The sequence below is a fragment of the Anabaena sphaerica FACHB-251 genome (genome assembly GCF_014696825.1).
GTDB lineage: Bacteria > Cyanobacteriota > Cyanobacteriia > Cyanobacteriales > Nostocaceae > RDYJ01.
Window position 1 is genome coordinate 24,441 of the sequence record NZ_JACJQU010000016.1, and the last position, 26,262, is coordinate 50,702.

Below are 26,262 nucleotides of genomic sequence, written 5' to 3' on the forward strand. Positions count from 1 at the left end.
TGTGGTTAATTTTACAAAACTTCAAATTTGAATAGAGGTTAAAAAACAAGAACCCCAACTTCTGGAAAAAGTCGGGGTTCTGCACCAAATTTCTATTAATTTGGGTTAAATGTCCGATCTATCAGTCAAAATCTCATAACCGCTATCTGTTACTAAGACCGTATGCTCAAATTGAGCAGACAAAGCATTATCAACTGTCACGGCAGTCCATCTATCAGCTAAAATCCTGGTATTTTTAGAACCAGCATTCAAAATTGGTTCAATCGCTAAAGTCATACCGGCACGCAATTTCACATTGGGAATATCACGAGTCCGGTAATTAAATACCGCTGGTTCTTCGTGTAAATTTCTACCTACACCATGACCTGTAAATTGTTCAACCACACTAAATTTATTAATTTTTACATGGTCTTCAATCGCACCAGCAATATCTACTAGGTGGACACCAGCTTTTACCTGTTCAATACCTTTAAATAAAGCTTCTTCCGCTACACGAATCAATCTAGCAGCTTCTGGAGTCACTTCACCCACAGCAATTGTAATACACGAATCTCCGTGAAATCCCTGGTAATAAGCTCCTGTATCAACTTTTAATACATCTCCTGCCCGAATCACCTTTTTCGGACTAGGAATGCCATGTACAACTTCATTATTAATACTAGAACAAATTGAAGCCGGAAAGCCGTGATATCCTTTAAAGCTAGGTGTTGCACCCATTTCCCGGATGCGTTTTTCTGCGTGAGCATCCAAATCAGCTGTAGTCATTCCTGGCTCTACTAGCTCAGAAATTTCTTTGAGAACAGTTGCTACAATCTTAGCCGATTGCCGCATAATTTCAATTTCGCGGGGAGATTTAATTTCAATGCCCCGGCGTTGTTTTGGTGCTGGTTTTGGCTGGGCTGGTTGAGAAAGCAAGTTACTGAAAATGTTCATCATGAAATTTAGTAATTACTGGGGCTTTACGGCTTAGGTTTCCAGTTGTTGGGATTTATTGAGAAAATTATCTATATTCACGTTAACTTATTTTGCCCTGTTAGAGAAATCTGTAAGCAGTCGTGCTTTTTTCAGGAGGAATTTTAATACAGTTTCTTCCGTAGAAATTATATCTGCTATAGCTTCCATACCGGATTGGATAGTACATTGATGATTAGCAGCAGATAAGACTAAGCTTTCGGGTTGTATAGTTACCTCATAGGTAGCAGACCCAGAAAAGGAAGTTTTTCCTGGTAACGTTTTTTGTTGGGAAGTGTAGCTGATGACATCAGGAGAAATCTCGCTTACTTCTCCTTTGAGAGTGCCAAAATCTGTATAGGAACAACCAGAAACACGGAGTTTTACATCCTGACCTTTTGTGACCTGGGGAATATCTGCCGATGTCACCCAAGCTTTGAAAATTAAAGGGGATTCACTGGGGGCAATTTGGGCGACAATATCACCAGAACGCAAAACCTGAGCAGTGTTACGCAAATTAAGTTCTTGAATAGTACCAGAAACAGCAGCTTTAATGACGGTATTGGCAATTTCTTGATTTACTTGCTGAAGTTCTTGTAAACTGGTGTTAATTTGTTTTTGGATCTCTAATTTTTGCTGGATTAATTCTTCTCGTTCTCGGTTTAAATGAGCGAGACTAAATTTACCTGTAGCAATTTGGGCGGCAATTTTTTCCTGGGCAATAATCACATTAGCATTGTTGGGGTTGAGTCCCGTTAATAATGCTTGCTGTCTAGCTTTGGCAGCTTCTACAGCTTGTTGTTGTTGTGCAATTGCTTCACGGTATTCTTCTACAGTAGCTTGTTGTGATACCAATAATTGTTCTTGTTGTTCAACTGCTAACTGTGCTTCTTGCAGTTGGTCTATAGAAATAGAACCTGTTTCAGCTAAGGGTTTATACCTGTCGCGCCTTGCCTTAGCTGCTTTAAAAGCCGCCTCGCCGGATTTGACGTTAGCTATAGCTGATTTTAACTTAATTTTGGTTATTTGCAGTTCTTTTTCGGCTTGTTGTGAATTAGCTTCACCTTCCTGAACTTGAGCAAGAGAACTAATTTTTTGATCTTGAAAATCTCTTTGACTGCGGCTGAGTTCTGCTTTAGAGGCAATGATATCACGTTGGTTGCGATCGCTCTCTGCTTGTATTTGTCCATCCAAAGCTCGAATTTGAGCATCAATTTGGGATAATTGCAGTTTCGTTTTTTGGATATTTGTTAACAGTTGTTGCTTTTGAATTTGCCAACGATAATCATCAATTTTCGCCAGAACATCACCTTTTTTTACTACTTGATTATTTTTTACATTCATACTTTTAATAGTACCTTCTGTTATTGCTTGTACTAAACGTAATTCTCCCATAGGACGCACTGTAGCAGGAGCTTTGATAATAACTTTGTATTTCAAAATTCCTGAAATTATCATAGCTGCACTAAAAATTGATAACAATGCTAACCCACCAAAAGTAGTCCAACGACTAATAGGTGGTAAAAATTCATTAGGACTAGCAGGTGTAAGAAATTCGTAATTACTTCCAGCTTCAATTTTTGTTTCAGACACAGTTTAGGTGACAGGTGACAAGTTACAGAATTATAAATCTTTTAGTGTATGAGTGTTTAGTGCCTAAGAAAGTGTTGTAATTTGTAGACAGATGATAAAGTGGCACATCAGTGAAACCACGCTTATTTACAAGGACATATTCTAATTATCAAAGCATAAAATCAGTAAAAATACACAGAAAAGAGTATCTTTCTCTTTTGATTCTTTTTTGTCGTCAATTGTTCATCTTTGTATTTTTGAGGTAAATCAAAATGTTCAATCAAGAAACAGCTAAACAACTATTCCTTAATAGCCAACTTTGGGAAGAAATTACTGATACTCAAAGTGAAGCAATTAGTGGTGGAAACCCTCCAACCATACAAGAAATAGGAGAAAGAATTTATGAAATAGGAGTAATAGTATCTGATACACCAGGTTATGATGCAGACAAAACATCCACTATCTTAGGAATTGTTACCACCAAGAATGGAGCTATTAAGAAATTTTTCTCATAAATTTTAAACATTACCTTTTTGAAACCGGCAAGTCAGTGATTTACTAATAGTAGATACTGACTTTTTTTGAAAATAGTTATTTAAGGTTTTCAGTTTACTAATTACCAGTTAATTTTTGATAATTTCTTAACTTAACATATTTGCTTACTAAGTAAGTCGGCACGAAAAAACCGAGGTATGTAAAAAAAATGTAAAGTTCCTGAAAACCTCTTCCCTCCTGCCTCCTGCCTTGTCATAACGACAATTTTTAACGCCTACCTACTTATAGCAGGTAAGAGGGTTGAAAGTCTATTATTATATAGCTTTATGATAAAAATTTATATCTGATTTATTTGCAATCTGCTGTATATTTTTAACGAGACACTAAGACAAACAAAAGAACATGGTATAAAGTTTTTAACCTTTGATTTTCTAACAGTAGATGAAATATCCGATAGTTCTGCAACACAGTGAAGAAGATTGTGGTGCTGCTTGTATTGCTACCATAGCCAAACATTACGGACGTACCTTTACTATTAACCATGTGCGGGAAGCAGTGGGTACAGGACAACTAGGTAGTACACTTTTAGGTTTAAAACGTGGTGCAGAAAATCTCGGTTTTAACGCCTGTCAAGTTAGGGCGACTCCAGAACTAATAGATCAACTCCATCAAGCACCACTTCCAGCAATTATTCACTGGAAAGGCTATCATTGGGTAGTTTTATACGGTCAAAAAGGTAAAAAATACATAGTTGCAGATCCCGGTGTGGGTATTCGTTATCTCAGCCGTGAAGAACTAATCACAGGTTGGGTAAATCGGATCATGCTGTTATTAATACCTGATGAAATTCGTTTTTATCAGCAAGAGTCTGATCAGGTTGGTGATTTCAGACGTTTTTTAGCCCGTGTTTTACCTTATCGTCATATTTTAACTGAGGCAATTTTCCTAAATTTAGTCATGGGAATATTATCTCTAGCTTCACCTTTTTTAATTCAAATTCTTACAGATGATGTTTTAGTTAGAGGAGACACAGATTTACTAACTACAGTGGGTATTAGTGTGGTTCTTATGAACCTTTTTAGTAGTACTTTAAAGTTAGTACAATCTAATATGATTGCCAATTTTGCCCAACGTTTAGAATTAGGACTAATTTTAGATTTTGGTAGACAAATCCTGCGACTACCCCTAACTTACTATGAATCACGCCGTAGTGGTGAAATTGTCAGCCGTTTACGTGATATTCAAGAAATTAATCAGCTAATTTCCCAAGTTGTACTGCGTCTTCCCAGCCAAACTTTTATTGCTGTGGTTTCCTTGGGATTTATGTTATTTTACAGTTATAAATTACTGGTTTTAACTATTTTGTCTTCTTTATTAATGACTTGTTCAACAGTTATCTTTCTTCCTACCTTACGGCGAAAAATCAGTAATGTTTTAATCAAAGAAGCTGAAAACCAAGGGGTTTTAGTAGAAACTTTTAAAGGAATGCTAACTTTAAAAACGGCTAACGCTGAACCACAAGCTTGGGAAGAAATTCAAACCCGTTTTGGGAGTTTGGCAAATCTCACATTTAGCACTATTCAAATTACTATTATTAATAATGTATTTTCTGGGTTAGTTTCCGGTTTAGGTAATCTGGCTATTTTGTGGTTTGGTAGTAGTTTAGTTATTAGTAAAGAATTGAGTATAGGTCAATTATTGGCTTTTAATGCAATGAATGGTAATTTCATCGCTTTAATTACTACTGTAATTGATTTTATAGATAAATTTGCTCGTGTGCAAACTGCAACCCAACGAATTACAGAAGTCATTGATAGTACCCCAGAAGATGAAAATCAACAACGTAAACCAGATGCAAAAATTCCTGAAGATGCTAATATCATCTGTACTAATGTGAATTTTCACCATGCAGGAAGAACCGATTTATTAAAAGATTTTTCTATTAATATTCCTGGGGGTAAAGTTACAGCTTTAATTGGTAAATCTGGTTGTGGAAAAAGTACCCTAGTTAAATTAATTGCTGGTTTATATCCCTTACAATCTGGTAGTATTAGATTGGGAATTTATAACCAAAAAGATTTATCTTTATCTAGCATTCGTCAACAAGTAATCTTAGTTCCCCAAGAACCACATTTTTGGAGTCGTTCGATTTTAGATAATTTCCTTTTTAGTCATCCTTATGCGACTTTTGAACAGATTGTTAAAGCTTGTCAAATTGCTGGTGCTGATGAATTTATTAATGATTTACCAGATAATTATCAAACGGTTTTAGGAGAGTTTGGGGTGAATATTTCTGGTGGACAAAAACAAAGATTAGCTTTAGCTAGAGCTATTGTTACAGACCCACCTATTTTAATCTTAGATGAATCTACTAGCGCACTTGACCCTATATTAGAAACCCAAGTTTTGGATAAACTTCTATATTATCGTCAGGGTAACACTACAATTATGATTAGTCATCGTCCCAGAGTGATTAGACGTGCTAATTTTATTATTATGTTGGATAAAGGACAGTTGAAAATAGAAGGAACTCCAGAAGATTTACAAGCTGAATCTGGAGAACATTTAGATTTTTTAATTCCTTAACTATGAAAATATAGCAAATTTGCGTTTTTATTTAGAAAACACATCCTACAATTATTTATGATAAAAATTAGTTTTTTTGATAGTTATATTTACGGAAAGTCAGATATTATGTTTGTTATTGAGATCTGTTTTAAAACAAGGTAAAAACATCATGACTTCTCAAAACCCCCAAGAATCAAATCTCTGGGCAGAAATTACTGATACGGAAGCTGCACAGGTAGTAGGTGGATATACTGCTGAACCGGCATTTGTGGCAGTACCTAGCCAAAAACCAGATGGTGTGATTCCATCAGGTAAAGTTCTTGGATTTAATGAATTTATACCTGGTATCTTTGGTGGTGAGCAGAAAGGTAAATCAGGTACAACACTCTACTATCCTTTGAATGAAGATGGTCCTGTTTTTGAACTTCCTCTGTAGTTACCCTCCCTGTGAGTTTTTCTTTTAGATTCTTGTAGAAGAATATTTCAGCAACCCCTAGTTATTGTTGTCAACAGTCTAACCTCTAAATTTTGCGGATTTTTTCAGGAAAAATTCACATCTAGAAATCCTGTACATCCTCAAATCCTGTGAATCCTGATTCTGATGATAGATCAGGATTTAATCACAATATCTCCAACCATCCCCGCTTCTGAATGTCCAGCGATCGTACAACGTAAACGATATTTTCCTGATTTGAGGGGAACAAATACCCATTGCGCTTCTGCACCGGGTTTTAGTTCTAGTTCATGAATAGCACCTTTAATTTCTACATTCCCGGCTTCAACTTTTTGTGTCCAAATCGCATCAGCAAAATCTTTGCTCGTAAAATAGTGCTTGACAGGGCTAGGATTAGTTAACCGCAGATTGTACCGATTACCAATTTCAAATTCCAGGTAATTTGGCTCAAATTTAAGTTCACCCGCAGCATTACCCAAACTGACGGTAATTTCTGTCGGTGCTTGTTTGAGTATATCACCAGATAAATTCCCTGCCATTGCTGGAGTTGCACCGATGAAACTTAAAAAAACTAGCAATGTGAATAAATAAATGACTGAATATAGACGTTGGGTAATCTTCGTCAGATGACAATATATTTTCATCTTGGTAGTCAGTAACATCTCTGACTATTATCTACCATCTAAGCCTATTTATGACACCTGTCACCTGAGTTGATATTAAGTCAGCTTAATTACTGGCAATATATGATGGCAAGTATAACTAAGTGAGCGTAAGCTTTTAGGATTGCTTGGCAGCGATCGCAATGACAACTGTTTAGCCTTAAACGATATCACAGACTGCGCCACAAGTCTACAGAGACTTATTTGCATAAGTCCCTGACACATTTTTTGCAGTTCTAGCCCTGCACATTTTGGGTACTCTAGCTAGAATAATAGTCAATTAGTTTGATTTTTAATTAAGTTAGCTTGATTGCTGAGGCAGAAGCTGACTTTTTCTTTAAGAATCCAGCCACAGAACCAAGTACCAACAAACCGAAAATTGTTCCAGGTTCAGGGATTCTATTTGCTGTTAACTGACCACCAAAATCATAATTACACCCTCCGCTAATAACGCAGGTTTCTGGGTTCAGGTCATCTGGCTTTAAGAAAATGGTAGCGGTTGCCAATCCTTGTGAAGAGTCTTGGAAGGTATAGAATAATAAGCCATTGCCAGAAAAGGTAGCTTCATTTCCCAAGTCAAAGCCGGTAGATGTGTTATAACTGCCTGATTGCAGAATAGTCTTGGTGACTGTATCGAAGTTGAAATTGAAGCTAGAGCTAGGACTAGTCGTAGGACTTGAGAAATCGTAAGCGAAAGTTTTTAATAAATTGCCAGTGGGGTTGAAGAAGGAAAGAGTAAATGTCTCTAGCTGATTTTGGGTAACGACACTACCTGAAAAATTATCGCTAAAACTGAACTGCCCTTTAGCAGAATAACCTTGCGCTCCTGTCCAATTAAGACCGAATAAGGCTGCATTCGCACTAGGAATATTAACAAAAGTCGCAACAGAGGAAACAGCAGCAACAGCTACTGTCGCTTTGATTTGGTTGCAAATGCTTTTCATTTTTTTTGATGCCAACTATTGTGATGTTGTTTTAGCTATCAGCTAATTTTTGGTTAGCTTAACAAAAGGTGAAATTTAGAAATTGAATTTCCATAACCAACTAAGCACGATAACAGAGGATGTAACCAATGCCGTCAGCTTACTTCCTGTAGTTCAGATGCTTTAACGTAGGGTCATAGAAATATTGATCTTATTTGACCTAATCCATTTCTAAAAAAGTGCCTTTGGGGAGATTCTATCATTAGATTCAATTCCATAAATGTAAATTGAACTGATTTTCTCTAAAAAAATCAAAAAGATAAATTCGAGTTTTTGAAAAAAGTATATTTTTTCAATTAGTTAAATCAATCTTTAACTATCCTTAACTTATCGTTGTTATTTTATCCATCTAAAAATTTTCCCTGGTATTTATCAGCGGATGTAATCTTTGGGAATAGAGCCTAATTGATATGGAAACTTTAATATCAACAATTTTGCTTTTTATTGAGGAAATATTCTAAAAAAGCTACTAATAACAACCAACCTTTTATTAAATCAATCATTACCAAAGCTTAATCAACATCACATATTTTAATAATTAAGGCTAATGTGAATTTAAACATCCTGTTATCACCTAAAGGTTGCCAGACTTTACAGAACAGTAGTTTTAGAGATCATTAATAAAATCACAATGGTCTCAACATTGAAGAACTAATTCACATTAGACGTTTAGTTAACATTTTACATAACCAAAAATTTCCAGATGACATTATCAAGACGTAAGTTCTTTACCTTGGCAGGTGCAACTGCGGCTACCACTTTAGCAGTCTCTCCTTTAGAAGGTCTTCTTGCTAGAGCAGCATTTGGTCAAACAACGCCTACGACTATAGGATATGGTCCGCTTTTCCCCGGTGCTGACGGACTTTTAGCAGTACCAGCAGGATTCCAGTATCGGGAGATATCTCGCACGGGTAATCTCATGTCTGATGGTAATCCAGTGCCTAGCAACCATGATGGTATGGCAGCCTTCCAAGGACCCAGAGGCACAACCATCTTGATTTGTAACCACGAAATTGGCGGCACTGGCACTACTGGAAAAGTACAAGTACCCAGTGATTTGGCTTATGATGCTCTTTGCAGAGGTGGTACTACAACCTTAGTTGTAAATTCCAATCGTCAGCTAGTTAAACAGTTTGCCTCTCTTGGTGGAACTATTCGTAACTGTGCGGGTGGCCCAACTCCTTGGGGTTCATGGATTACCTGTGAAGAAGATGTAAGTGGAACAAGTAGCGAACGTGTACAGTTACACGGTTATAACTTTGAGATTCCGGCGAGTGCCACCGGGCCTGTAAAGGCAGTACCTCTCACTGCTATGGGACGCTTTAATCATGAAGCTGTGGCTGTAGACCCCGCAACTGGCATTGTTTACCAGACTGAAGATAGAGGAGATGGCCTCTTCTACCGCTTTATCCCCAACGTACCTGGCAAGTTAGCAGAAGGTGGTAGACTCCAAGCTCTCAGAATAGGTACCAATAGCAGTAGTGCTGGTAGTGTTAACACTGCTAGTGGTTTCAATATAGGACAAAGATGGAATGTAAATTGGGTAGACATTCCTATTCCTAATCCAACTACAGATAATGTCCGGGTACAAGGTCGTAACTTAGGTGCAGCCAGATTTGCCCGTGGGGAAGGTATTTGGTACGGTAACGGTGAATTTTACTTCTGTTGTACCAGTGGTGGACCTGGAAGCCGTGGTCAAGTCTTCCGCTACATTCCTGCTACTGAGACACTTGATCTGTTTGTAGAGTCTCCAAGTGCAGGTACTCTCCGTGCGCCTGACAACATTTGTATTGCACCTTTGAATGGCGATCTCATTATCTGTGAAGATGGGGATGCTCCTAATTTCTTAAGAGGTGTAACTCCCCAGGGACAACTCTATGATTTAGCCCGTAACACCTTGAATAATGGTGATAGCGAGTTTGCTGGAGCTTGCTTCTCTCCTGATGGTCAGACTCTGTTTGTCAACATCCAAAACCCTGGTATTACTTTGGCAATCTGGGGTCCTTGGGAAACTAGAATCTAATGATATTTCCCAATTCATGCTCTCAGTCTTGAAACTGCCTTGTAATACACATTTGGTGAAAATAAAATGTGCTTTTTCTAGAATTATTGTAGAGATATTCCATGGAACGTCTCTACATTCTTTTTCTCCTGATGTCTAATATAAACCTCGTCCAAGTTGAGAACTGGAGTTTTTCAAAAGGGAACAGGGAACAGGGAAGAGTATAGGATTTAGGAACAAAACCCGATTAAGAAAAAACTATGGGTTTCAAAGTAGACGTGGTTTATAATATCAAGGTTTATAATATCAAGTAGATGGGGTCGAGTCCAATTATCCCCAGTCCCCAATCGCTTTATCTATGTTGTGCCATGATTGCAGGTCCCGCTGTCACCACCACAAATTTATCAGGATCGAGTAATTGACGCGCAGCTTCATTAACTTCATTGATGCTAACTTGCTGGATTTTTTCACCAAAAGTGCGTAATTCGAGTTCATTTAGTCCATAAACTTCATTCATAAGCATTCTAGTTGTTAATTGCTCTGGTTTAGATAGGGAAATATTATAGTTACTCATCAGAGTATTTTTAGCGGTTTCTACTTCCTGTGCGGTAACACCATGCTGATGTAGTTGTTTTAATAGTTTACGGGTAGTTGCGATCGCTTGATTAGTATCTTCTGGGTTGGTTTGCATTTCAATCAAAAATGTGCCAATATTCTTTCCCCCTTGGAAGTTACTATAAATTCCATATGTTAAACCCAAGCGATCGCGCACTTCTGCCCCTAGTCTACTAGATAAAGTATCCCCTCCCAAAATTTGATTCAACACCAAAGCTTGATAAAATCTGGGATCTTGGCGTTTAATACCTATATAACCCATATAGGTGACAGCTTGAGATTTACCAGGGAGAACAGAATTAACACGCATTCCCTGATCTGTCATCACTATCGGGGGATATTTGACCATCGGTGGTTTACCATTGACTCGCCAATCACCAAATTGATTTTCAATTAGCGATCGCACTTTCTCCACATCAAAATCACCCACCAATACCAACACCATCGTATCTGGACGATAATGTTTTTGTTTAAAAGTAATCACCTCTTTTCGTTTAATCTGCTGTATACTTTTTGGGGTCGGAAAAATATGCAATGGATGATTTTGCGGATAAAGAGATTGAATAAATTTCCTATTAGCCACCTCATAAGGGTCGTTCAAATCTACATTCAGCATATTTAAAGCCTGTTGACGACTTATTTCCAACTCCTGAGCCGGAAATGTACTATTTCTGACAACATCCGTCATCGTCTCTAACAAAATAGGTAAGTCTTCCCGTAAACTCTTACCCTGAATACGCACACCTTCCCGTTGCGCTGTAAAATCTAAACTCGCTCCCCGCGCTTCTAAAATATTAGCGATCGCTAATGTATCCTTGCTTTTAGTCCCATTCATCAAATTAGCCGCCACCAAAGAAGCTAACCCCGCTTTCTCAGCCTGGTCAAATTCCTTACCCGCTTTAATATAACCACCTAAAGTCACCGTCGGACTACTCTTGTCTGGCAATAATAACACCCGCAAACCATTGACAAGCGTTAATCGCTGTGGTATTATTTTTTGATTATTGGAATTATTTAAATCATCTAAATTATTGCTGCCATCAACCGTACTTGGTAAATACTTCATCACCTCAGATGCAGTTACTGTTACACCAGCAGTCAAATTTTCTTCAGATGCAGCAGAAGATGAAGATGATTGATTATTCTCATCTTTGGTATTTTCCCCAGGTTCAAAAAAACCAACTGCTGCTGCTTGTGGTTGCAGATATTTCTTGATTACAGCAATCACATCCTCAGCTTTTACCTTGCGGACATTTTCTAGATATCGTTCTGTATATCTATAATCATTAGCAATTAACAGATCATTAGCAAATTGCTGACCTTGACTAGTGATATCACGCCTGTTTAAAATTACAGAGGCGATAATTTGATTTTTAGCGCGTTCAACTTCCTCTACTGTTACACCAGTTTTGACAAGTTTCGTAATTGCGTTATTAATAGTAATACTAATTTTTTGTAAATCTTGATTTGGTGCAGCAGACACAGATAAATCATACCAGCCAATTGCTCGCAAACTGGCGACATGAGCAGAAACATCACTAGCCAGACCTGATTTCACCAAAACCTGATTTAGATAAGAATTCTTTCCCCCTGTCAGAATGTAATCCATCACCCCTAAAATCGGTACATCTGGATGATTTACATCTGGAAGTGGATAAATCATCTGTAATAGTTTACCCGCACCTGGTTCTCGCAAAACGATAGGAGAAGTTGGTACTTGGGAAGTTAGGTACTTGGGGAGTTGGGAAGGTTGTTGACTTTTAGGAAGGTTGCCAAAAATATCTTTGACTGTTTCCAAAGTTGGAGCAGTTTGGAAATCTCCCACAATCACCAATATAGCATGATCAGGATTATAGAACTTCTGGTAATATTCCCGCACCTGCTCAACTGTCAACTTCTCCACATCAGCTTGAGTACCACCTGTAGGTAAACCATAACCATGTTCAGGAAATACAGACTGCATCACAGCACTCTTGAGGCGGTACTTCGGACTATTTTCATAACCCCGTAACTCAGAAATTACTACCCGCTTCTCACTGGCTAGTTGCTGGGGATCAATTAGCAAATTTTGCATCCTGTCTGCTTCCAGTTCCAGCAGTGCTTTCAGTTTATCCCGTTCCGCCGTATTGTAATATGCTGTTTGCTCATAACTAGTAAAAGCATTTGAGTCACTACCCAAAGCACTAAACAACTGTCCAAACTGAACAGGACGGTTTTTTGTGCCTTTAAACATCATATGCTCCAACTGGTGAGCAATACCATTTATTCCTGGTGATTCCTTAGCCGAACCGATATTATACCACACTTGCACCGTTACAACTGGTGCATTATGGACTTCTTTCGTTAAAACAGTTAAGCCATTTTCCAGAACTGTCTTTTCGACATTGTTTGTCACTGTAAGATTATTTGTTTTTTCGCTTACGAATATTTGCTGAGAATGTTCCCAGGTTGCTGTCATGAAATTGTGGCTGTTGGAAGACAGAAACTTCAAGAAAAACACTGCTATCAGCGAGAAAATGAATAAAAATAGCGGGACACGATAACGATGGAAGCCAGAAATAACAAACATATATTTTCTAGATATAAGTAAATAAGACTACAACTTTTTTACTTATACAGTTGTGATTTAATTTTTCTGGAAAATTTTCAGAAGAAGGAGTCAGGAGTCAGGAGTTCAGAAGAAGAAGAAAAATAAATTTCCCCCCTGCTCCCCTGCTCCCCTGCTCCCCTGCTCCCCTGCTCCCCTGCTCCCCTGCTCCCCTGCTCCCCTGCTCCCCAGTCACCTGTCACCTAACTTGGACAAAAACCGGATAAACTCTAAGGGTAAACCATCAGAGTCGGCGATGAAAGCGACTTCTAGGATGCGATCGCCTATTTGTTGCTGAGTTGGTTCTAAAAGGATTTTGAGGGGTTGCAACTCAGCTACTACAGCAATTTTTGCCTTTAAATTATCTAACCAACTGTGCAAATCTGGCACAGTTTCAGTTAAATCAAAGGAAAGATGATAATAACCCACATAATGCTCATCTGCAAAAGCATCGGGTGCGGGTTTAGGCTGAGGAATTTGGATTAGTTCAATGCGGCTATCTAATCCTTCCATCCAGCAAGCTAAAGTATAACCTGTAGTGAAGCGATCGCCAACAGTAAATCCTAACTGCTCATAGAAAGCGATCGCACGGTGAATATTAGCAGTCCGAATAGAAGCATGGTGCATAAAATTTTAGATTTTAGATTTTGGATTTTGGATTGAGGATCAATCTACAACCTAAAACCTAAAATTGCCATAATTTACTCAAACAGCCGGAAATAAGGATAACGTACTGGTACACCAGGTTCTTTATCCAAATCAAAATTAATCACATCCCAGGATGGATCTTCAGTTGGATCTGGTCCAAATTCCACTGGTAAGCCATACAAACGAGCAGCACCAGCTTCCGGTTGTCCAGAACGCCAAGGACTACTACGCTCCAAATAACCACTCATTAACTCTTGATAGCGGCGAGCAATAATCACCCGTGTAGCACGAAAGCCTTGAGTATACAACTTATCTAACGCTTCGTGAATTTCAAAGCGAATACCATCAGGATGAGTATGTTGTCGATACCATTCATTATTCCACCTACGCCAATGACGACCCGACTGGAGATGTACCAACTCTCCCGTTTTCGGATTCGCTTCAAAAGCGCCATGACGCGTACACAGATAGGTATCAGTCAGCGTCAGCGCGGGAATAGTCTGGCGACAGTGAGGACACTGTATTTCAGGGCCAAATATTGGGTACTGTAAGCCTGGATTGATCATGAAGTGCGTACAAGCATAATTTTATTTTTACCAGCACCAATAGGTTGGATTTAACACATCGGCTCTGCTACTTTGAGTTAGTTGCTTACCGCCACACAATAGGGAGTTGCCGCAAAAACAATTCTTAGCAGTTCTTTCCTTAGCGTATAGGCCAAACGGCTGTGATATCCTGGTTGTGCAACCAGCCTCAAAGGTTGGAGTTTTTCGAGTGTTCCTGGGTACCATATCAATATTCTATCGTGTCTACTGTTTCCTACTGGACATCTCCCGATTTTTCTCAAGCTGCCTTTATCGCAACCAACGCCGTTGTTGTCGGCTCAGTCAACATCGCAGCAGAGGTAAGCATTTGGTATGGTGCAGTGGTTAGGGGGGATGTAGAACGCATTGAAATTGGCGAATGCACAAACATTCAGGATGGAGCCATTTTACATGGTGATCCTGGTCTGCCAACAATCTTAGAAGATCATGTCACTATAGGCCATCGTGCTGTGGTACATTCTGCCCATATTGAACGTGGGAGTTTAATAGGCATTGGCGCAATCATTCTCAATGGAGTCCGAGTTGGTCATAGTAGCATCATTGGCGCTGGTGCAGTAGTAACCAAAGACATCCCACCATTTTCCCTAGTAGTAGGCATTCCTGCCAAAATCGCCCGTCAACTCACAAACACCGAAGCAGCAGAACTCATCGAACACGCCGAAAAATACCATAAATTAGCCCTAGTTCACGCCGGCAAGGGGACTGATATTGGTTTTCGACAGGTGACAGGTGACAGGTGACAGGTGGCAGTAAGAAGGGAATAGGGAGCAGGGGAGCAGGGGAGCAGGGGAGAATAAATAACCTCCTGACTCCTGACTCCTGCCTCCTGCCTTCTGCCTTCTGCCTCCTGATCAACTTCATCATTCTTTACACTTCCCCTTGGAAAAATACCCCACTTCAGATAAAAATAAAAATTGATAACTGTTGACAAAACTTTAATTTTTACATAACAGAGGTTTCTAGATATGGACATCGATACCCGTGTAGTCATCGTTTTAGCACCACTAGCCATAGCAGCTGGTTGGGCTGCTTTTAATATTGGTGCTGCTGCTATTAGACAAGTACAAAACTTTTTGAACAAAGAAGCTTAATTTAGGTAATTTAAGGGAACAGGGAATAGGGAACAGAAGACAAGAGGCAAGAGGCAAAGAGGCAAAAGAAAAATAATCTATTCTGTTCTCTGTCACCTGTCACCTGTCACCTGTCACCTATTCCTGTCACCTATTCCTGTGAACATCGACTCCTTACTCCAACCCTTTCAACTCTTTGGTGTTAATCTGGGACTATCCCGTATTGTCAAATTATTAGCAAATCTTGACAATCCCCATCATCAAGTTCCGGTCATTCATGTTGCTGGAACTAACGGTAAAGGTTCTGTTTGTGCTTACCTTTCCTCCGTACTTACTGAAGCTGGTTATCGGACAGGACGCTACACTTCCCCACATTTAGTAGATTGGACAGAACGCATCTGTGTAAACGAACAGCCAATAGAACCAGAAAGTTTGTCTCAATTAATACTACAAGTTCAAGCTGCCATTGACCAGAACGAAGAATCACCAACTCAGTTTGAAGTAATCACCGCAGCGGCTTGGTTATATTTTGCACAACAAAAAGTTGATATAGCCGTGGTGGAAGTCGGACTGGGAGGGCGTTTAGATGCGACAAATGTCTGTTCTCAGCCTTTAGTAACAGTTATTACATCTATTAGTCGGGAACACTGGCAACAACTAGGTCCCACAGTGGCTGATATTGCCGGAGAAAAAGCAGGTATTATTAAACCTGGATGTCCTGTAGTAGTTGGACCATTACCTACAGATGCCCAACAAGTTGTAATATCCCGTAGCTTAGAATTACAATGCCCAATTATTACCCCTCAACCTGCTCAGGAAATTAACCCTGGATGGGCAGAATATAAAAGATGGGGAGATGGGGAGAAAATAGAAGAATCGAAATCTACAATTAAATATCCTTTACCATTAAAGGGACAAATTCAATTAACAAATTCAGCTTTAGCTTTAGCAGCTTTAGAAATATTACAACAACAAGGCTGGAAAATTCCCGAACAAGCCATTATTAATGGCATAGGAAAAACCAAATGGCCAGGAAGAATGCAATGGTTCACCTGGAAAAAAGATAATAATACAAGTTATCAACTATTAATTGATGGCGCACATAACCCAGCTTCAGCAGAAGTTTTAAGAAATTATGTAGATAGTCTCACCCCACCCCCTCCCCGCAAGCAGGGAGGGGAGAATAATTGTGTAACTTGGGTAATGGGAATGTTAGCCACTAAAGATCATGGTGATATTTTTCAAGCATTATTAAAAACAGGAGATAAATTATATTTAGTACCTGTCCCCGATAGTAATTCAGCCAATCTGGATAATTTAACAAAATTAGCTCTTGAAACTTGCCTCGATTTAGGTTTTTGCAGCACCTATCCAGATGTATTTATCGCTTTAGATGCTGCTTTCACCTCGATAGATAACAGAGATAACTTAGTTGTTTTATGCGGTTCTCTCTATTTAATAGGATATTTTCTAGGTAATTGTTATTAGTCATTGGGAAAGAAGGGAACAGGAAACAGGGAATAGATATACTTAAAATTCAAAAACTTCTGCCTCCTGTCTCCTGCCTTCAATTACCGATTATTCCACTGTTGTGCTGCATCTTCTACAGCTTTATCTACCGTTTTTTGTCCTAACATTGCCGCTTGGAGATTTTCATAAATTGTCTTTTGCAAAAGTTTAAAATCTTTCAATTTCGGGGTTAAAACCTCTGCTTTTTGCATCTGTTCGGCGCTGATTATACGTCCCTTTTCCACAGTTGAAGCAGTAGCAGGAACTTCCTTAAAATAACTATCAGATAATGCTTTAACCGTTGAAGGTAAGACATTAGCAGCTTTAGAAAAAGCCAGTTGATTTTCGTCATTAGTAACGAATAAAGCAAATTTAACCGCTGCATCAGGGTGTTTGCTGGCACGGGGAATGACGATATTCATCACAGCCACATTTTTCTTACCAGTATCACCTGTAATTTGAGGTGCTATAGCCGAAGCTTGAGCAATTTTTGGTGCATTATTAGATATCGTCTTCAGAAACTCAGGACCAGAAGCTAAAAAAGTTGTTTCCCCAGATTGGTATAAATCAATTGCATGACGGTGGCCTTGTGTCAATGATTCTTTAGGTAGTAATCCTTTCTTATACAAATCTACCCAATACTGAAAAGCAGCTTTTCCTTGTGGTGTATTAAAACCCGCTTTTCCCTCAGCATTTACTAAAGTAACTCCCATTTGTACAAATGATTCCAATACCTCACCAGAATCTTGGGGTACAAAAGTGGCAAAAAAGGCGTATTTACCAGTTTTATCTTTAATTTGTTGCGCCGCTTGCGCTAATTCTGTATAAGTCGCAGGTGGTTTAATGATACCTGCTTGTTTTAACAAATCAGTGTTATAAATAGTTAACCTCGTGGTGAGATACCAGGGAATACCAAAACTCTTACCATTGAGGGTACTAGCTTGCCAAATATTTGGCAAATAGGAAGAACGAACTTCACTAGGAACTTTTGCATCCAAATCTAACCAGGCATTTCGTCCGGCTAGTTGGGAAGCAAAATCTGGGTTAAGGTTAACAACATCTGGTGGCGTTTTTGCGGAGACAGCTGTTAAAATCTTGTTCTCCATCGCTGCCCAAGGGACATCTACCCATTTCACTTTGATACTGGGGTTTTGTGATTCAAAAGTCGTAATGAGACTTTGGAAGTAGTTGGTAAATTGGGGTTGGAGTTGCATTGTCCAAAACTCAATGGTTGCGGCTTCTGAAGCAGCAGGTTTTGTGGTGGTGCCAACATTACCTGTGCTGCAACTTACCACCCAACTAGCTAATAAACCAATTAGCGCCCAAACAGTTAGATGTTTAAATTTTTGCGATCGAATCATCGTGGTAATATTTTTACGGTTAACAGGGGTGAAAAACTTATGCGGAAATGTCGAGATTATAAGCTATATAGATTACTTAGTAAGAACGCCAGTTACTAGTTAAGGGACTGGGGATTGGGAAGTGGGGACTGGGAAGAATAACCTTCTGACACCTGACTTTTGACTCCTTGTTCTAAAAATTTTCCATCTAGCAATCTTCTAGCAGGTAAAACTGTGGTAAACAACGTCTTTAGTAATCTTAGTAATCTTGGTAAACTCCTTGGTAAATCTAAGAAAGGTGTTGGTATTGAACTGGCACCAGATCGAATGAACATAGTTCAACTCCGTAAGCAACGCCAAGGCTTAAAAATAGAATCATTGACAACATTCCCTGTGCCAGAGGGGATAATTATCGACGGTCAAATTAACGACTCTCCCAGGATGGCGGAACTTATTCAGCAGGCAATGGCTGACAGCAAAATTAAAGCTTCCCGTGTTGCCACTTGTATACCAGGACGAGATGCTATTGTTCGCGTCATTCCTGTACCAGCCGAGTTGGATGATAAAGAGTTGCGTGAGATGGTGCTTAACCATGAGGCCGCCTTGTATTTGCCCTATCCACGAGAAGAAGCTGATGTAGATTATCAAAAATTGGGGTACTTTGTAGACGAGGATGGCATTGAAAAAGTACAAGTTCTTTTAGTTGCCACTCGCAAGGAAGTGACAGACACCTATATTAATACTTTTGCCGAGGCAGGATTAGCAGTTGATGTTTTAGAAATTAACAGTTTTGCCCTGATTCGGACTATTCGCGATCAGTTACGGCTATTCGGACCTCAAGAAGCAGCAGTGTTGGTTGATATTGAGTTTGACAGCACTGAAATCGCCATCATTATTAATGGAGTACCCCAATTTTCCCGTACTGTGCCTATAGGTACATATCAACTGCAAGCTGCTCTAGCCAGGGCAATGAATTTACCCACATCACGAGATATGGATATGTTGATGGATATGACTATTCCATCCCATACTCTAGATGCTGGAAAGACTGGGACTACTGGTGCTAATCCTGGTATGGGTCCTATGTTGAAAGTTCTGGGAGAATTATCAGATGAACTGCGCCGTTCTATTGATTTTTATATCAATCAGAGTGAAGGACTAGAAGTAGCACAGATTCTACTAGCTGGCACAGGAGGAGGACTTAAACAACTAGATGAATTCTTTACTCAAAGATTAGGTTTTCCAACTACCCAAATAGATCCGATTAGAGATTTGTCTTTGCAGGTAGAAGCTGAAAAATATCCCCCCGAGCAACGCCCTGGTTTGGGGATAGTGCTGGGTTTAGGAATGCGGGAGGCATAACAAAATGTACAGTTTGGATATTAACTTTCTTAAAGACCGCTCACCTGCTGAGTTGAATGAGAATAAACCCGTCAGACAACCAATTAATGTAGAAGATTTAAAACCAGCATTGTTGGGAGTAGGTGTGGGTTTATGTTTTCCCGCTTTGGTTTTTGTTGGTTCGTGGCTTTTACAAGGCCAAATTGATCGGTTAACGCAGCAAATCGGCAAACTAGAGCAGGAAAGTAAGGAATTAGACGGTAAAATAGCTAACATAACAAAAATCAAGGATGAAACAGCAAGTGTCAAAGATCAAACACAAGCTTTAGTGACAGTATTTGATCAAATTCGTCCTTGGTCAGCGATGTTACAAGATTTGCGCGATCGCATTCCCGCGAATGTGCAAGTTGAAACCATCAAGCAAATTCCACCCGTGATTCAAGCCCAGAACAGCGGGGTAACAAAACCTAGCAATCCTGCGGGGCTATTGGAAATTAATGGCTATGCTCGCTCTTTTAGTGATGTCAATGACTTCCTACTGAGTATGGGAAAATCTAAGTTATTGAGTGCCGCAGAAAGCCGAATTAGTACCGCAGAATTGGTTGATGCACCACCAATAACGGGTGCTATTCCACCTGAGACTAAATCTGAAGTAAAAATCAAACCCCCTCAAGTGGTTAAATACACTATTAAAGCTAGTCTGAGTAATGTACCAGCATCTGAATTAATTCGTGAGTTAGAGCAAAAAGGCACGGTCGGATTAGTCGATAGGATTCGTAGCCTACAAAAAACAGGAGCCATTGCGAAATGACACTGAGTGATGATTTAAGTTTTTCTCAAAATACCTTTGATGATGCCTCATCATCCTATCCCACTGCCTTTGGCATTACTTTTACACCACAAATTATAGGGGGTATAGTTGGTGGTTTAGGGTTTCTTGGTGGTGTTTATATGATAGTAAACACGGTCATGCCAGCTTGGAATAATTTTCAAGATTTGCAAACAAGAAATAATAACTTGCAAGGGGAAGTTGAGCAAAAAAGGCTCAAAGCCCAACAAATTGATAAGGTACTAGCAGAGTTAGCTCAGTCCAAGCAGCAACAAACCCAAGTTCTAGCGTTATTTGCTAATGAAAAAAGTTTGGATACCTTGCTGATTGATACCAGTCTCTTGGTGGATTCCAGTAATGCTCAAGTCCCTGGAACTAATGCCGTCAGAGCCAAACTCAAAAAGTTTGTGCCATCAGGAGATAAAGCAGAAATAATCACTGATAACAGTCTGGGAGAAAAAGTCAACAATAAGCTCAAACGCCAGACTATCAAGGTAGAAATTGAAGGCAATTTTGAACAAACTCAGGCAATTATGCGTAATATCGAGCGTTTGCAGCCTTTATTACTTGTTCAAAACTATGACTCCAAATTGATACCACCAGAGGTAGATAAGTCAGATGAGAAAAAGAAAGCAGTGCGAACTGGAATCGGGAAGCTGTCAACTTCTTTTGATTTAGTGGCATTAATGCCATTGACTGCTGAAGAATTGACAGAAATAGCAGCGAAAGCCGCTCCTCCAGCCCAGAAGTAACCCGCAAAAGTCCTGAGTGCTGATTTGTAACTAGAATGTAAATTCAATGTACAATAGGTTACTTTTAGATTTCTGGTTAACAAGTAGATATACAGGCTCGTTTTTATTTAAGGTGAGGAATGAACTGTGAAACAAGTTCATAGTAATGTTTTAATTTCTAGTGCTACTGCTTGTGTGCTTTTAGCAGCGCAGCCAGTTTTGGCACAGACCACTCAAATTACTGAAGTGAAACTAAATCCCGCTGATGGGGGAATTAGTGTAATTTTAACGACTTCTTCTGGTGATAAACCCCAAGTTTTCACCACAAAAAGAGATAAAGCCTTTTCTGAGTACGACCCAAACTACACCACTGGGAGGTACATCAGGTACAGGTACTACAGTAATTAACAACTCTAGTATACCATACGTTGTACCTGAAACAGGACAGGTTGTTGCACCTGGCCAACTCTTGATAATTCCAGGGGCAGCAGCATCAGTACCTACGCCAATTTCCCCAGCAACTTCAAACCCCTTGCAACCAGGTTTTACAGACATTACTCAGCCTACAAATGCTATCAGAACTGTATCTGGTACTGGTAGCACTCAAACGGTAACTACAACCCAAGGTGTACTTGGCCAGGCAACAGCAGCTTTACCCTCCCTGTACAAATTCCCCAGACGATTCCTTGCAAGTTTACAGGCTCAGGTTCAAAGCGGTAATGCCAAGATTTTGACTGATCCAACCCTAATTGTGCAAGAAGGACAGGATGCAGTAGTCAAGTTAACCTCAGAAGTGTATGGAGGTATTAGAGTAACAGACACACTCAGAGAACCGATCATCAAGGAAGCCGGGTTAACTTTAGCAGTTAGAGTAGACAGGATTGATGATAATGGTTTTGTGTCCTTGTCTGTTGCACCTACTGTATCTGCATTTGCTGGTAGCTCACCAACTCCTGATGGCAATATTGCCTTGTTAGCAGCTAGAAGTCTTCAATCGGGTACACTGCGCTTGCGAGATGGTCAAACATTAATTCTCAGTGGTATTATTCAAGACCAAGATAGAACTACTGTTTCTAAGCTGCCTATTTTGGGTGATATTCCTCTGCTTGGTTCCCTGTTTAGAAGAACAAACAGAACCAATGAACGCAGAGAGGTGATTGTGTTACTCACACCGCAGGTAATGGATGACTCGGAGCGTTCCAGCTACGGTTATAATTACACTCCTAGTCCACAGGTGCGGGATGTCCTTGAGCGTCGGGGCTTGAAGGTTCCTGGTAGACGGTAAACTGTGCATATACCCGAATTCTGTATGATTCGGGTATTTATATCACTTTAAGGGGTGGCAAATTCTGTGAATTCGCGCATTTCAGGAGCATGAAAAGCCAAGACTATATCTTGTTTTGGTACACCTTTTATCAGTAAAAGTGTAGCAATTCCTACTTCTGTGCCATCATGCTGTATCCAGATTTTGCCGTTTTTGATATCAATGTGTATATTGGGCGAAGTTTTACAATACTACATCCATGAGTGCGATTGTTTCCACGCCAACCAGTATGTAAGAGAATATAATGGTCGTTTTGGGTATCTATAACCGCTTGCGCTTCGACTTCTTCCGGTGAAAATCGTCTTTGCGCTTTTTCTAAAATTAAATTTGGAACAATTCGACGATCCTCTTCTACTGCCATTGAACAATTTTCTCCTGCTTTGGCTCATAAATGAGTAAGTTGATTTGATTTCTGGCAATTACTGACCGGGTAAAACGACGCCGAAAGAATGATTGATAAAACCATCCTTTGTCATGTAACATTTCCTGACTCGTAACCTCAAAACATTAGTACCAATTTTAATTCTAAAGAAAAAAATAACTTTTGTTCCCAGTCCCCAGTCCCCACTTCCCAGTCCCCAATACCCAGTACCCAAGTAAGTATTTATGCTTAAAAATAGGTTGTTTCCAGGGCAACAATGAAGCAAAAAACACAATAAATCCTGAAATCTATATAAATTAATGCTTTCATCTATCCACTTCTGGCTACAACACCTTAGAATGATTCATTGAAAAGTCGAGCCAATCTGATTTACAGCGGTTTTGAGTGTAAATACTCTTAAGGGACGATTTTTGTAGTTCTGCCAACAGAGATTTCCGTAAAGATGCGACAAAGTACATCTTGAAAAAATCTCAAGTAAACCTCAAGGAGTTTGATATGAACAAAGGCGAATTAGTTGATGCAGTGGCTGAAAAGGCTAGTGTGACTAAAAAACAAGCTGATGCTGTCTTAAGTGCCGCCATAGACACTATTATTGAGGCTGTTGCCTCTGGTGATAAAGTCACTTTGGTAGGATTTGGTTCTTTTGAATCACGGGAACGCAAAGCTCGTGAAGGTCGCAACCCCAAAACCAATGAAAAAATGGAAATCCCAGCCACCAAGGTTCCCGCCTTCTCTGCTGGGAAACTATTTAGAGAAAGGGTAGCACCCCCAAAAGAGTAGATTCTGTTCTAGGAAATCTATTTTTGATGCGACAACAAGCACACGGGGGAAATTTAGCTTGGGCAGCAGCATTAGCTGGCTGTCCCCCTGATGCTATTGTCGATTTTTCTGCCAGCATCAGCCCGTTGGGACCACCAAGCAGTGTTATTGCTGCGATTGTGTCCCAACTTGGTAATCTTAAACACTATCCTGACCCGGATTATAGTGAACTAAAACTAGCTCTGGGTCATTTCCATCAACTACCTTCTGAGTGGATTTTGCCAGGAAATGGTTCCGCAGAATTATTGACTTTAGCAGGTAGGGAATTAGCGCAATTAGCGGCTACAGTTTTAATAACTCCAGCCTTTGGCGATTACTACCGCACCCTAGCGGCTTATAACGCTAAAGTGCTGGAGGTTTCTGTTGATTTGAAGGCAGAAGGCAAAAGGCAGGAAGCAGAAGGCAGAAGGCAGGAGAAGAAATTTCCCCTCTGCTCCCCTGCTCCCCTGCTCCCCTGCTCGCCAAACCAAAAATACGGGTTACTGCTAAATAACCCACACAACCCGACGGGGAAGCTATTTTTACGGGATGAGATTTTGCCCTACCTGAAAGATTTTGCTTTGGTGGTGGTGGATGAAGCGTTTATGGATTTTCTGCCTCCTGATCAGGAACAAAGTTTGATTGGGTTGGTGCAGGAATATGAGAATTTGGTGATATTGCGATCGCTGACAAAATTTTACAGTTTACCAGGGTTAAGGTTAGGATATGCGATCGCTCACCCTGATCGTCTAACTAAATGGCAATCGTGGCGAGATCCCTGGCCAGTAAATACCCTAGCAGCCGCAGCAGCGATCGCAGCACTCCAAGATACAGAATTTCAACAACAGACCTGGAAATGGCTACCACAGGCACGAAATCAACTATTTCAGGGTTTAGTTGAACATCCGGGATTAAGACCCCTAGAAGGCGCTGTTAACTACCTACTGGTAGAGTCTCAATACTCAACTTCTGAGTTACAAGAAAAGTTACTCCGACAGTACCAAATTTTAATTCGTGATTGTCTTAGCTTTAAAGAATTAGGCGATCGCTTCTTCCGCGTCGCTGTCCGTTCCGAATCTGATAACCAACGCTTATTAACAGCCCTTAAATCAGTGATCAGTTAATTGGGGACTGGGGACTGGGGACTGGGGACTGGGGACTGGGGACTGGGGGGAATAACCTTCTAACTCTTTCTTGCCTTTTGCCTTCTCCCACTGACTAATGACCAATGACCAATGACCAATGACCAATGACTAATGAAAATTGATTACGATATTGTAATTATTGGCGGCAGTATTGCCGGATACCAAGCAGCTTTGACTGCAACTCAACTACACGCGAAGGTTGCCTTAGTACAGCCGCAAGTCAACTATGAATTGAATTATCATTACGCATTCAACAATCTAGGTAAAATCTCCCAAGACTGCCTTGATATGGCAAATCTTGGCATTATTACCCAGGATAAAAATACTGCACCGGATATTCACCTGGGCGAGCCAATTAGTAATACGGTAGTACAAAAAAAATCAGGAATACCAATATATCAAACTAATTGCTTCTATTCTTACAAGCAAGCGATGTTGTATGCTCAAGGTATTGCAGCAAATTTCAACCAAGTTAATTCTCTTGCTAATTTAGCTGCCCAAGGGGTAGATGTGATTATTGGTAGTGGGAAATTTTCAACTTCTCAACCACTAACTTTTGCAGTTAATGACCGAATTTTAAGCGCCCGTACCTATTTACTTGCTTGTGGTTCACGTCCTCAAATTCCTGATATTGAAGGCTTACAAACTACAGGTTATGTCACCTTAGCTAATATTTGGCAATTTTTAGAAAAATCGAACTCCCCCAAAAATTGGATCATTCTGGGTGGTTTACCCCAAAGTATTGAAATTGCTCAAACTTTAGCCCGGTTAGGTTGCAGCATCAATTTGATAGTCAACCATCCTAGTGTTTTTTCTCATCTTGATCCAGAAATAGCCGAATTATTGATAGCAGAATTAGAAGCTGATGGGGTGCGAATCTTTCAGCAAACAATAGTAACTCAAGTGCGACAAATTGAAGATAAAAAATGGGTTCAAGCTGGAGATAAAGCCATTGAAACGGATGAAATTTTAGTTGCAACTGCACAACAACCAAATATAGAGTTTTTGAATTTAGCAGCCGCAGGAGTGAAGTGGCATTCACGCCGTTTAGTTGTGAATGAGAAACTACAAACTACAAATCAAAGAATTTACGCTTGTGGTGATATCATAGGCGGTTATGACATAGCCAACGTTGCTAATTATGAAGCTAAAATCGCTGTAAAGAATGCTCTATTTTATCCGAGGCTTTCCGTTAATTATCGTTGTATTCCTTGGGTGATATCTTCTCAGCCAATGGTAGCACAAGTAGGTTTAACAGAGACCCAAGCTAAACGTCGATATAGTAAAAATCAAGTTTTAGTTTTCAAGAACTATTTTAAAACAATAACAGCAGCGCAAATTAAAAACGAAATTACAGGTATTTGTAAATTAACTGTTTTGGAGAATGGTAAAATTTTGGGATGTTCTATATTAGGTGCAGAAGCAGGAGAGTTAATTAATTTAATTGCCTTAGCAATGTCCCAAAATCTAAAAATTGAGAACTTAGAGAATTTAGCTTCTGTTTATCCCAGTTTTTCGGAAATCTTAGAACAAACCGCAAGAGGATGGAGTCAGCAAAGGCTGAATAAAAATCAAGTTTTGCAAGAATTTCTACAAAGTTTCTTCCATTTACGTCGAGATTGGAATTTATAAACTACCAGATCCCCGACTT

26 protein-coding genes and 1 pseudogene are annotated in these 26,262 nt (G+C 39.7%); 15 read left to right on the forward strand and 12 right to left on the reverse strand.

Going from position 1 to position 26,262, the window contains the following annotated elements:
- Nucleotides 1-105: 105 nt before the first annotated feature.
- Complete coding sequence (gene map, locus H6G06_RS20685; protein WP_190563707.1) at nucleotides 106-933, reverse strand: type I methionyl aminopeptidase; 828 nt, start codon at nucleotides 931-933, stop codon at nucleotides 106-108.
- 87 nt (nucleotides 934-1,020) lie between these two features.
- On the reverse strand, nucleotides 1,021-2,544 hold the full coding sequence (locus H6G06_RS20690; protein WP_338422971.1) for a beta-barrel domain-containing protein: 1,524 nt from the start codon (nucleotides 2,542-2,544) through the stop codon (nucleotides 1,021-1,023).
- Nucleotides 2,545-2,795: 251 nt separating this feature from the next.
- Here H6G06_RS20690 and H6G06_RS20695 point away from each other — a divergent pair, with 251 nt between their 5' ends.
- The 3 genes from H6G06_RS20695 (at nucleotide 2,796) to H6G06_RS20705 (ending at nucleotide 6,022) form a co-directional block, all read left to right on the forward strand.
- A complete protein-coding gene (locus H6G06_RS20695) occupies nucleotides 2,796-3,038 on the forward strand; it encodes a hypothetical protein (protein ID WP_190563552.1) in 243 nt (80 codons plus the stop codon).
- 421 nt (nucleotides 3,039-3,459) lie between these two features.
- Nucleotides 3,460-5,604 (forward strand): peptidase domain-containing ABC transporter, encoded by a 2,145-nt coding sequence (locus H6G06_RS20700; RefSeq protein WP_190563554.1) that lies wholly within the window; start codon nucleotides 3,460-3,462, stop codon nucleotides 5,602-5,604.
- Between the two features lie 151 nt (nucleotides 5,605-5,755).
- Nucleotides 5,756-6,022 (forward strand): hypothetical protein, encoded by a 267-nt coding sequence (locus H6G06_RS20705; protein ID WP_190563556.1) that lies wholly within the window; start codon nucleotides 5,756-5,758, stop codon nucleotides 6,020-6,022.
- A 173-nt stretch (nucleotides 6,023-6,195) separates the two neighbouring features.
- Here the strand turns inward: H6G06_RS20705 and H6G06_RS20710 are convergent, their stop codons facing one another.
- Together H6G06_RS20710 and H6G06_RS20715 are read right to left on the reverse strand one after the other, a co-directional pair.
- Nucleotides 6,196-6,579 carry a sulfocyanin-like copper-binding protein gene (locus tag H6G06_RS20710; RefSeq protein ID WP_422387057.1) on the reverse strand — a complete coding sequence of 128 codons (384 nt, stop codon included), beginning with the start codon at nucleotides 6,577-6,579 and terminating at the stop codon, nucleotides 6,196-6,198.
- A 419-nt stretch (nucleotides 6,580-6,998) separates the two neighbouring features.
- A complete protein-coding gene (locus tag H6G06_RS20715; protein WP_190563560.1) occupies nucleotides 6,999-7,646 on the reverse strand; it encodes a PEP-CTERM sorting domain-containing protein in 648 nt (215 codons plus the stop codon).
- Nucleotides 7,647-8,388: 742 nt separating this feature from the next.
- Here H6G06_RS20715 and H6G06_RS20720 point away from each other — a divergent pair.
- On the forward strand, nucleotides 8,389-9,708 hold the full coding sequence (locus H6G06_RS20720; RefSeq protein ID WP_190563562.1) for an alkaline phosphatase PhoX: 1,320 nt from the start codon (nucleotides 8,389-8,391) through the stop codon (nucleotides 9,706-9,708).
- 331 nt (nucleotides 9,709-10,039) lie between these two features.
- Here the strand turns inward: H6G06_RS20720 and H6G06_RS20725 are convergent, their stop codons facing one another.
- The 3 genes from H6G06_RS20725 to H6G06_RS20735 form a co-directional block, all read right to left on the reverse strand.
- Complete coding sequence (locus H6G06_RS20725; protein WP_190563564.1) at nucleotides 10,040-12,871, reverse strand: M16 family metallopeptidase; 2,832 nt, start codon at nucleotides 12,869-12,871, stop codon at nucleotides 10,040-10,042.
- 210 nt (nucleotides 12,872-13,081) lie between these two features.
- A complete protein-coding gene (locus tag H6G06_RS20730) occupies nucleotides 13,082-13,516 on the reverse strand; it encodes a VOC family protein (RefSeq protein ID WP_190563566.1) in 435 nt (144 codons plus the stop codon).
- Nucleotides 13,517-13,590: 74 nt separating this feature from the next.
- The gene (locus H6G06_RS20735; protein WP_190563568.1) at nucleotides 13,591-14,103 is read right to left on the reverse strand and encodes a TIGR02652 family protein; all 513 of its coding nucleotides are present in this window, start codon (nucleotides 14,101-14,103) and stop codon (nucleotides 13,591-13,593) included.
- A 239-nt stretch (nucleotides 14,104-14,342) separates the two neighbouring features.
- Between H6G06_RS20735 and H6G06_RS20740 the strand changes: the two genes are divergently transcribed.
- The 3 genes from H6G06_RS20740 to H6G06_RS20750 all read left to right on the forward strand — a co-directional run bounded on the left by H6G06_RS20740 (nucleotide 14,343) and on the right by H6G06_RS20750 (nucleotide 16,700).
- Nucleotides 14,343-14,882: a gamma carbonic anhydrase family protein gene (locus tag H6G06_RS20740; protein ID WP_190563570.1), complete on the forward strand. Its 540-nt coding sequence runs from the start codon at nucleotides 14,343-14,345 to the stop codon at nucleotides 14,880-14,882.
- A 225-nt stretch (nucleotides 14,883-15,107) separates the two neighbouring features.
- Nucleotides 15,108-15,233, forward strand: a complete 126-nt coding sequence (locus H6G06_RS20745; RefSeq protein WP_096572282.1) for a photosystem II protein Y — start codon at nucleotides 15,108-15,110, stop codon at nucleotides 15,231-15,233.
- A 138-nt stretch (nucleotides 15,234-15,371) separates the two neighbouring features.
- Nucleotides 15,372-16,700 carry a Mur ligase family protein gene (locus tag H6G06_RS20750; protein WP_190563572.1) on the forward strand — a complete coding sequence of 443 codons (1,329 nt, stop codon included), beginning with the start codon at nucleotides 15,372-15,374 and terminating at the stop codon, nucleotides 16,698-16,700.
- Between the two features lie 83 nt (nucleotides 16,701-16,783).
- Here the strand turns inward: H6G06_RS20750 and H6G06_RS20755 are convergent, their stop codons facing one another.
- Both H6G06_RS20755 and H6G06_RS27585 read right to left on the reverse strand, forming a co-directional pair.
- Nucleotides 16,784-18,082 (reverse strand): ABC transporter substrate-binding protein, encoded by a 1,299-nt coding sequence (locus tag H6G06_RS20755; protein WP_190563574.1) that lies wholly within the window; start codon nucleotides 18,080-18,082, stop codon nucleotides 16,784-16,786.
- A 95-nt stretch (nucleotides 18,083-18,177) separates the two neighbouring features.
- Nucleotides 18,178-18,396, reverse strand: coding sequence for a hypothetical protein (locus H6G06_RS27585; protein ID WP_190563722.1), 219 nt, complete (start codon nucleotides 18,394-18,396; stop codon nucleotides 18,178-18,180).
- Between H6G06_RS27585 and pilM the strand changes: the two genes are divergently transcribed.
- The 5 genes and pseudogenes from pilM to H6G06_RS20785 form a co-directional block, all read left to right on the forward strand.
- Nucleotides 18,389-19,423 carry a type IV pilus assembly protein PilM gene (pilM, locus tag H6G06_RS20765; protein ID WP_242039800.1) on the forward strand — a complete coding sequence of 345 codons (1,035 nt, stop codon included), beginning with the start codon at nucleotides 18,389-18,391 and terminating at the stop codon, nucleotides 19,421-19,423. The genes H6G06_RS27585 and pilM overlap by 8 nt on opposite strands.
- A gap of 4 nt (nucleotides 19,424-19,427) precedes the next feature.
- Nucleotides 19,428-20,213 carry a PilN domain-containing protein gene (locus tag H6G06_RS20770; RefSeq protein ID WP_190563578.1) on the forward strand — a complete coding sequence of 262 codons (786 nt, stop codon included), beginning with the start codon at nucleotides 19,428-19,430 and terminating at the stop codon, nucleotides 20,211-20,213.
- Nucleotides 20,210-20,983 carry a pilus assembly protein PilO gene (locus H6G06_RS20775; RefSeq protein ID WP_190563580.1) on the forward strand — a complete coding sequence of 258 codons (774 nt, stop codon included), beginning with the start codon at nucleotides 20,210-20,212 and terminating at the stop codon, nucleotides 20,981-20,983. Before H6G06_RS20770 ends, H6G06_RS20775 begins: the two co-directional genes overlap by 4 nt.
- Before the next feature lie 126 nt (nucleotides 20,984-21,109).
- Nucleotides 21,110-21,370: a hypothetical protein gene (locus H6G06_RS20780; protein WP_199306822.1), complete on the forward strand. Its 261-nt coding sequence runs from the start codon at nucleotides 21,110-21,112 to the stop codon at nucleotides 21,368-21,370.
- Nucleotides 21,303-22,247: pseudogene (locus H6G06_RS20785) on the forward strand (type II secretion system protein GspD); the annotation flags it as partial. The gene H6G06_RS20780 and the pseudogene H6G06_RS20785, both read left to right, overlap by 68 nt.
- A gap of 47 nt (nucleotides 22,248-22,294) precedes the next feature.
- On the opposite strand, the gene H6G06_RS28155 reads toward H6G06_RS20785, so the two are convergent.
- The 3 genes from H6G06_RS28155 to H6G06_RS27885 are packed head-to-tail and all read right to left on the reverse strand — an operon-like array spanning nucleotide 22,295 to nucleotide 22,769.
- Nucleotides 22,295-22,456 carry an element excision factor XisI family protein gene (locus H6G06_RS28155; protein ID WP_422387058.1) on the reverse strand — a complete coding sequence of 54 codons (162 nt, stop codon included), beginning with the start codon at nucleotides 22,454-22,456 and terminating at the stop codon, nucleotides 22,295-22,297.
- Nucleotides 22,399-22,647 (reverse strand): element excision factor XisI family protein, encoded by a 249-nt coding sequence (locus tag H6G06_RS20790; RefSeq protein ID WP_422387056.1) that lies wholly within the window; start codon nucleotides 22,645-22,647, stop codon nucleotides 22,399-22,401. The genes H6G06_RS28155 and H6G06_RS20790 overlap by 58 nt, the downstream gene beginning before the upstream one ends.
- Entirely contained in the window at nucleotides 22,638-22,769 is a 132-nt protein-coding gene (locus H6G06_RS27885) for an element excision factor XisH family protein (RefSeq protein ID WP_190563582.1), read from the reverse strand. Before H6G06_RS27885 ends, H6G06_RS20790 begins: the two co-directional genes overlap by 10 nt.
- Nucleotides 22,770-23,163: 394 nt before the next feature.
- Between H6G06_RS27885 and H6G06_RS20800 the strand changes: the two genes are divergently transcribed.
- The 3 genes from H6G06_RS20800 to H6G06_RS20810 all read left to right on the forward strand — a co-directional run bounded on the left by H6G06_RS20800 (nucleotide 23,164) and on the right by H6G06_RS20810 (nucleotide 26,243).
- Entirely contained in the window at nucleotides 23,164-23,448 is a 285-nt protein-coding gene (locus H6G06_RS20800; RefSeq protein WP_190563584.1) for an HU family DNA-binding protein, read from the forward strand.
- Nucleotides 23,449-23,474: 26 nt separating this feature from the next.
- A complete protein-coding gene (gene cobD / locus H6G06_RS20805; protein WP_190563586.1) occupies nucleotides 23,475-24,590 on the forward strand; it encodes a threonine-phosphate decarboxylase CobD in 1,116 nt (371 codons plus the stop codon).
- Between the two features lie 132 nt (nucleotides 24,591-24,722).
- Nucleotides 24,723-26,243, forward strand: a complete 1,521-nt coding sequence (locus H6G06_RS20810; protein WP_190563588.1) for a dihydrolipoyl dehydrogenase family protein — start codon at nucleotides 24,723-24,725, stop codon at nucleotides 26,241-26,243.
- Nucleotides 26,244-26,262: the final 19 nt, after the last annotated feature.

Coding starts and splice junctions, on each gene's coding strand:
- map (WP_190563707.1), bottom strand. CDS start 933: ATGAACATTTTCAGTAACTTGCTTTCTCAACCAGCCCAGCCAAAACCA.
- H6G06_RS20695 (WP_190563552.1), top strand. CDS start 2,796: ATGTTCAATCAAGAAACAGCTAAACAACTATTCCTTAATAGCCAACTT.
- H6G06_RS20700 (WP_190563554.1), top strand. CDS start 3,460: ATGAAATATCCGATAGTTCTGCAACACAGTGAAGAAGATTGTGGTGCT.
- H6G06_RS20705 (WP_190563556.1), top strand. CDS start 5,756: ATGACTTCTCAAAACCCCCAAGAATCAAATCTCTGGGCAGAAATTACT.
- H6G06_RS20710 (WP_422387057.1), bottom strand. CDS start 6,579: ATGGCAGGGAATTTATCTGGTGATATACTCAAACAAGCACCGACAGAA.
- H6G06_RS20715 (WP_190563560.1), bottom strand. CDS start 7,646: ATGAAAAGCATTTGCAACCAAATCAAAGCGACAGTAGCTGTTGCTGCT.
- H6G06_RS20720 (WP_190563562.1), top strand. CDS start 8,389: ATGACATTATCAAGACGTAAGTTCTTTACCTTGGCAGGTGCAACTGCG.
- H6G06_RS20725 (WP_190563564.1), bottom strand. CDS start 12,871: ATGTTTGTTATTTCTGGCTTCCATCGTTATCGTGTCCCGCTATTTTTA.
- H6G06_RS20730 (WP_190563566.1), bottom strand. CDS start 13,516: ATGCACCATGCTTCTATTCGGACTGCTAATATTCACCGTGCGATCGCT.
- H6G06_RS20735 (WP_190563568.1), bottom strand. CDS start 14,103: ATGATCAATCCAGGCTTACAGTACCCAATATTTGGCCCTGAAATACAG.
- H6G06_RS20745 (WP_096572282.1), top strand. CDS start 15,108: ATGGACATCGATACCCGTGTAGTCATCGTTTTAGCACCACTAGCCATA.
- H6G06_RS20755 (WP_190563574.1), bottom strand. CDS start 18,082: ATGATTCGATCGCAAAAATTTAAACATCTAACTGTTTGGGCGCTAATT.
- pilM (WP_242039800.1), top strand. CDS start 18,389: ATGAACATAGTTCAACTCCGTAAGCAACGCCAAGGCTTAAAAATAGAA.
- H6G06_RS27585 (WP_190563722.1), bottom strand. CDS start 18,396: ATGTTCATTCGATCTGGTGCCAGTTCAATACCAACACCTTTCTTAGAT.
- H6G06_RS20770 (WP_190563578.1), top strand. CDS start 19,428: ATGTACAGTTTGGATATTAACTTTCTTAAAGACCGCTCACCTGCTGAG.
- H6G06_RS20775 (WP_190563580.1), top strand. CDS start 20,210: ATGACACTGAGTGATGATTTAAGTTTTTCTCAAAATACCTTTGATGAT.
- H6G06_RS20790 (WP_422387056.1), bottom strand. CDS start 22,647: ATGGCAGTAGAAGAGGATCGTCGAATTGTTCCAAATTTAATTTTAGAA.
- H6G06_RS27885 (WP_190563582.1), bottom strand. CDS start 22,769: ATGTTACATGACAAAGGATGGTTTTATCAATCATTCTTTCGGCGTCGT.
- H6G06_RS20800 (WP_190563584.1), top strand. CDS start 23,164: ATGAACAAAGGCGAATTAGTTGATGCAGTGGCTGAAAAGGCTAGTGTG.
- cobD (WP_190563586.1), top strand. CDS start 23,475: ATGCGACAACAAGCACACGGGGGAAATTTAGCTTGGGCAGCAGCATTA.
- H6G06_RS20810 (WP_190563588.1), top strand. CDS start 24,723: ATGAAAATTGATTACGATATTGTAATTATTGGCGGCAGTATTGCCGGA.